5 protein-coding genes and 1 pseudogene are annotated in these 3,844 nt (G+C 69.8%); 4 read left to right on the forward strand and 2 right to left on the reverse strand.

Annotated elements, in window-relative coordinates; translation table 11 throughout:
* Window positions 1-294, forward strand: a pseudogene (locus I59_RS17865) (hypothetical protein); the annotation flags it as partial.
* Between the two features lie 104 nt (window positions 295-398).
* On the opposite strand, the gene I59_RS17870 reads toward I59_RS17865, so the two are convergent.
* Entirely contained in the window at window positions 399-1,547 is a 1,149-nt protein-coding gene (locus tag I59_RS17870) for an AI-2E family transporter (protein ID WP_042726901.1), read from the reverse strand.
* 127 nt (window positions 1,548-1,674) lie between these two features.
* Between I59_RS17870 and I59_RS21680 the strand changes: the two genes are divergently transcribed.
* Both I59_RS21680 and I59_RS17880 read left to right on the forward strand, forming a co-directional pair.
* Window positions 1,675-1,845, forward strand: a complete 171-nt coding sequence (locus I59_RS21680) for a DUF3117 domain-containing protein (RefSeq protein ID WP_022905043.1) — start codon at window positions 1,675-1,677, stop codon at window positions 1,843-1,845.
* Between the two features lie 109 nt (window positions 1,846-1,954).
* On the forward strand, window positions 1,955-2,695 hold the full coding sequence (locus I59_RS17880; protein ID WP_083882208.1) for an AAA family ATPase: 741 nt from the start codon (window positions 1,955-1,957) through the stop codon (window positions 2,693-2,695).
* 37 nt (window positions 2,696-2,732) lie between these two features.
* Here I59_RS17880 and I59_RS17885 read toward each other — a convergent pair whose 3' ends face one another.
* A complete protein-coding gene (locus I59_RS17885) occupies window positions 2,733-3,365 on the reverse strand; it encodes an O-methyltransferase (protein WP_022905045.1) in 633 nt (210 codons plus the stop codon).
* A gap of 64 nt (window positions 3,366-3,429) precedes the next feature.
* On the opposite strand from I59_RS17885, the gene I59_RS17890 reads away from it, so the two are divergent.
* On the forward strand, window positions 3,430-3,798 hold the full coding sequence (locus tag I59_RS17890; RefSeq protein WP_022905046.1) for a twin-arginine translocase TatA/TatE family subunit: 369 nt from the start codon (window positions 3,430-3,432) through the stop codon (window positions 3,796-3,798).
* Window positions 3,799-3,844: the final 46 nt, after the last annotated feature.

The raw sequence follows: 3,844 nt of genomic DNA on the forward strand, positions 1-3,844 counted from the left end.
ATCCCGATCGGACTCGCCGCGGTCGGAGTGCTCCTGTTCGTGCCGGCGGCGCGTCGGGTCGGACTCGAGCTGCGGCTCTGGGCGGTCGCCTACCTGGTCTACCTGCTCGCGGTGTTCTTCCCGCAGTCGAGCACGTGGCGGATCCTGCTGCCCATCGCGCCGCTGCTCGCCGTGGTGGCGCTGCCGCGGTCCAAGACCTACCGGGTGCTGTTGGTCGTCGTCGCGCTCGTGCTGCAGTGGGTGTGGCTGTACGCGAACTGGTGGGTCGACGGCTACGACTGGACGCCGCCGTGATCGGTGCGGCGCAGTCGCACGAGGCTGCTCAGCACGGCTGACCGCGCGGAGCGGCTGCCGCGACGGGAGGCGCTCCCGCCGACGCCGTCCGTCAGCGCCGTCCGCTAGTCCTCGGCCGGTTCGTGCCGCTCGATGCGCTCGATGTCGGACAGCGGCACACCGTCCTCCGGGCGCCACGCGGCCGCGGCGTTCACCATCGCGTTCACCGTGGCGATGAACGGCACGGCGAAGAACGCGCCGACGACTCCGGCGATCGTCGTGCCGGCGGTGACGCCGAGGACGACGCCGAGCGGGTGCACCTTCACGGCGCTGCCGGTCAGGAACGGGTGCAGGACGTGGCTCTCGAGCTGCTGCACGAGGACGATGATGCCGAGCATGATGAGCGCCGGCACCCAGCCGTTGAACACGAGCGCGATCACCACGGCGACGATGCCGGCGACGATCGCGCCGACGACGGGCACGAACGCGCCGAAGAACACGATGACGCCGATCGGGATCGCGAGCGGGATCTGCAGGATGAGCGCGCCGATGACCACGCCGAGCGCGTCGGTGATCGCCACGACGAGCTGCACGCGGATGAAGCTCGTGAGCGTCTTCCATCCGGCGTGACCGGCGACGTCGATGCGGGCGCGGGCACGTCGGGGGAAGATGCGGACGACCCACTGCCAGATGCGTGGCCCGTCGATGAGCACGAACAGCGTCGTGAAGACGATGATGAACAGCCCCTCGAAGACGTGGATCGCGCCGGAGCCCGCGGCGAGGAAGCCCGAGAAGATCGACGAGGCGTGCGACTGCAGGTAGTCGGAGCCGTCCGAGATCCAGCGGTTGACCTGGCTGGCCGTGATGCCGAACGGCTCCGAGGCGAGCAGCGTCTGCAGCGAGGAGATGCTGTTGTGCAGGCGCTTCTCGAGCGACGGCAGGTCGTACCGGATCTGCGCGGTGACGATGAGCCCGAGGCCGCCGATCGCGACGAGCACCGAGACCAGGCTGGTGAGGATCGCGGTCCACTTCGGCCAGTGGTGCCGTCTGAGGAACGACGACATCGGGACGAGCAACGCGCAGAGCAGCAGCCCGATGAGGAACGGGACGACGATGTCCTGCAGGAGCACCACGAGGAGGACGACGACGGCGAGGGCCGCGCCGACGACGAGCATGCGCCACGAGAACGCCGCGGCGATGCGCATGCCCGCGGGTACGGAGTCCTCGGCGGTTGCGGATTCGGCTCCGCGGAGCATTGAGCGGATGTTCGGCATCCGCCAAGGTTAGGGAGGAAGGCCGCGAGAACGTCGCGTTTCGCGACCCCCAACCTGGGCGGTTTCGCAGTTGCCCCTCCGATACGGGATAATGGGACGGCATGTACTGCACGAAAGGGGACATCTGATGGCAGCCATGAAGCCGAGGACCGGTGACGGGCCGATGGAGGCTGTTAAGGAGGGTCGACTCATCGTCGTGCGGGTTCCGCTCGAGGGTGGAGGCCGCCTGGTCGTCTCGGTCAACGATGCCGAGGCCAAGGAACTCCACGACGCACTCGCCGAGGTCGTCTCGGCCTAGTCCGTCGAAGCACTGAACGACGGAGCCCGGAGCGCGTACGCTCCGGGCTCCGTCGCGTCCGGACGGGGCCCGGACCGGGACCGTCGGTGGCGCCGGGCAGGATGTCCTCGTGCGCAGGTCCCACATGCCGATCACCCGGGTCGAGGAGTTCAACGACCCGGGTCCGATGCCCCGCGACGTCTGGCCGGCGACGCTGCCGCCCGTCCGGCAGCTGCTCGACGAGGGGCTCGACCTCGACCCCGTGACCGTGTTCGTCGGCGACAACGGCGTCGGCAAGTCGACGATCGTCGAGGCGATCGCGCTGCAGTTCGGGATGGGGCCGGAGGGCGGCGGCACGGGCTCGCGGCACTCCACGAGACCGTCGGAGTCGATGCTGTGCGAGCACATCCGCCTCCGTCGCGACTTCGGTGCTCCCCGGGGCGGGTTCTTCCTCCGCGCCGAGACCATGCACGGGTTCTTCACCTACCTCGAGGAGCACCCGAACCCGAGCCGACCCGAGCCGGTGTTCCACGAGCGCAGCCACGGCGAGTCCTTCCTCGACTTCGTCATCGACCGTGCGCGGTGGCCCGGGCTCTGGATCCTCGACGAGCCGGAGTCGGCGCTGTCGTTCTCCGGGTGCCTGGCCCTGATCGGCCTCCTGCAGTCCATCGTGGAGAGCGGTGTGGGCCAGGTCATCCTCTCGACGCACTCACCGGTGCTGGCCGCGTTCCCCGGCGCGACGATCCACGAGGTGGGGGAGTGGGGGCTCCGCCGCACGGCGTGGGAGGACCTGGACCTCGTCCGGCACCAGCGGTCGTTCCTCGAGTCCCCGGAACGCTACCTGCGCCACCTCCGTGACGAGGACGACTGACCCTGACGAGCCCGACGACGTGACCCGAGGAGCCCGACTACGCCGTGAGCTTGGTGAGCTGCAGCAGCCCGTCGCCGGCGGGCGACAGCGCACTCCGGACCGCACCGGAGGTCGACACCTCGGTGAGGAGCAGTCGGAAGTCGGTCGTCGCGCGGTCCCGCTTCACCGGGTCCGCCACGCGTCCCCGCCAGAGCGCGTGCGGCACCAGTACGGTCCCGCCGAGGCGTGCGAGCCGCAGCCCGTGCTCGACGTACTCGATCACGTGCTCCGGGTCGGCGTCGACGAGCACGACGTCGTACGAGGCCTCGTTCATCCGGGGGAGCACCTGGTTCGCCCGCCCGGGGATGAGCCGGATGCGCGCGGGAGCGGTACCGGCGGCGAGGAACGCGTCCCGGGCCGCCTGCTGGTGGTCGACCTCGACGTCGATCGTGGTCAGGGTCGCCTCGGGTGCGCCGGCGAGCAAGTACAACCCGGAGACGCCGAGCCCGGTGCCGATCTCGATGATGCTCGTCGCCCGCGACGCCGCGGCGATCACGCTGATCTGCGCACCGATGGCAGGAGAGATCGCCTCGACCCCGAGCTCCAGCGAGTGCTCACGCGCGCGGGCGATCGTCTCGGGTTCGGCGACGATGTCCTCGGCGAACTTCCAGTTCGACTCTTTCTCTGACACGCACACTCCGTTCGGAGGACAACTCTACGGGTGATGCGCGGGGCGGACCGGTTACGCTCGTACCGTGTTCGACGGCTTCGAGAAGTTCCTGGTCATCGGGATCATCGCTGTCCTGATCGTCGGGCCGCAGCGCTTGCCCACGTACGCCGCGAAGCTCGCCGACTTCGTCAAGGCCGTCCGCCGGTTCGCCGACACCGCGAAGGAGCGGATGCGCGACGAGATGGGCCCCGAGTTCGACGACATCGAGTGGCAGAAGCTCGATCCCCGGCAGTACGACCCCCGTCGCATCATCCGTGACGCGCTGCTCGACAGCGGTGGCAGCGTCGCTGCCGTCGAGACGGCGCAGGTCACGGCGTCGAAGGTCCGCGCGACGGCACCCGTGGTGCCGCTCGCGGCCGGCGAGGCGGCCCCCTTCGACAACGAAGCCACCTGACGACGCGGGCCGACGGTCCGGCAGGTGACCGGACGACGGCCTGGAG

Source organism: Curtobacterium sp. B8, assembly GCF_000333315.1.
Lineage (GTDB): Bacteria > Actinomycetota > Actinomycetes > Actinomycetales > Microbacteriaceae > Curtobacterium > Curtobacterium luteum.

What these genes read in the sequence shown, in the direction of transcription:
- I59_RS17870 (WP_042726901.1), bottom strand. Translation starts at nt 1,547, where the DNA reads ATGCCGAACATCCGCTCAATGCTCCGCGGAGCCGAATCCGCAACCGCC.
- I59_RS21680 (WP_022905043.1), top strand. Translation starts at nt 1,675, where the DNA reads ATGGCAGCCATGAAGCCGAGGACCGGTGACGGGCCGATGGAGGCTGTT.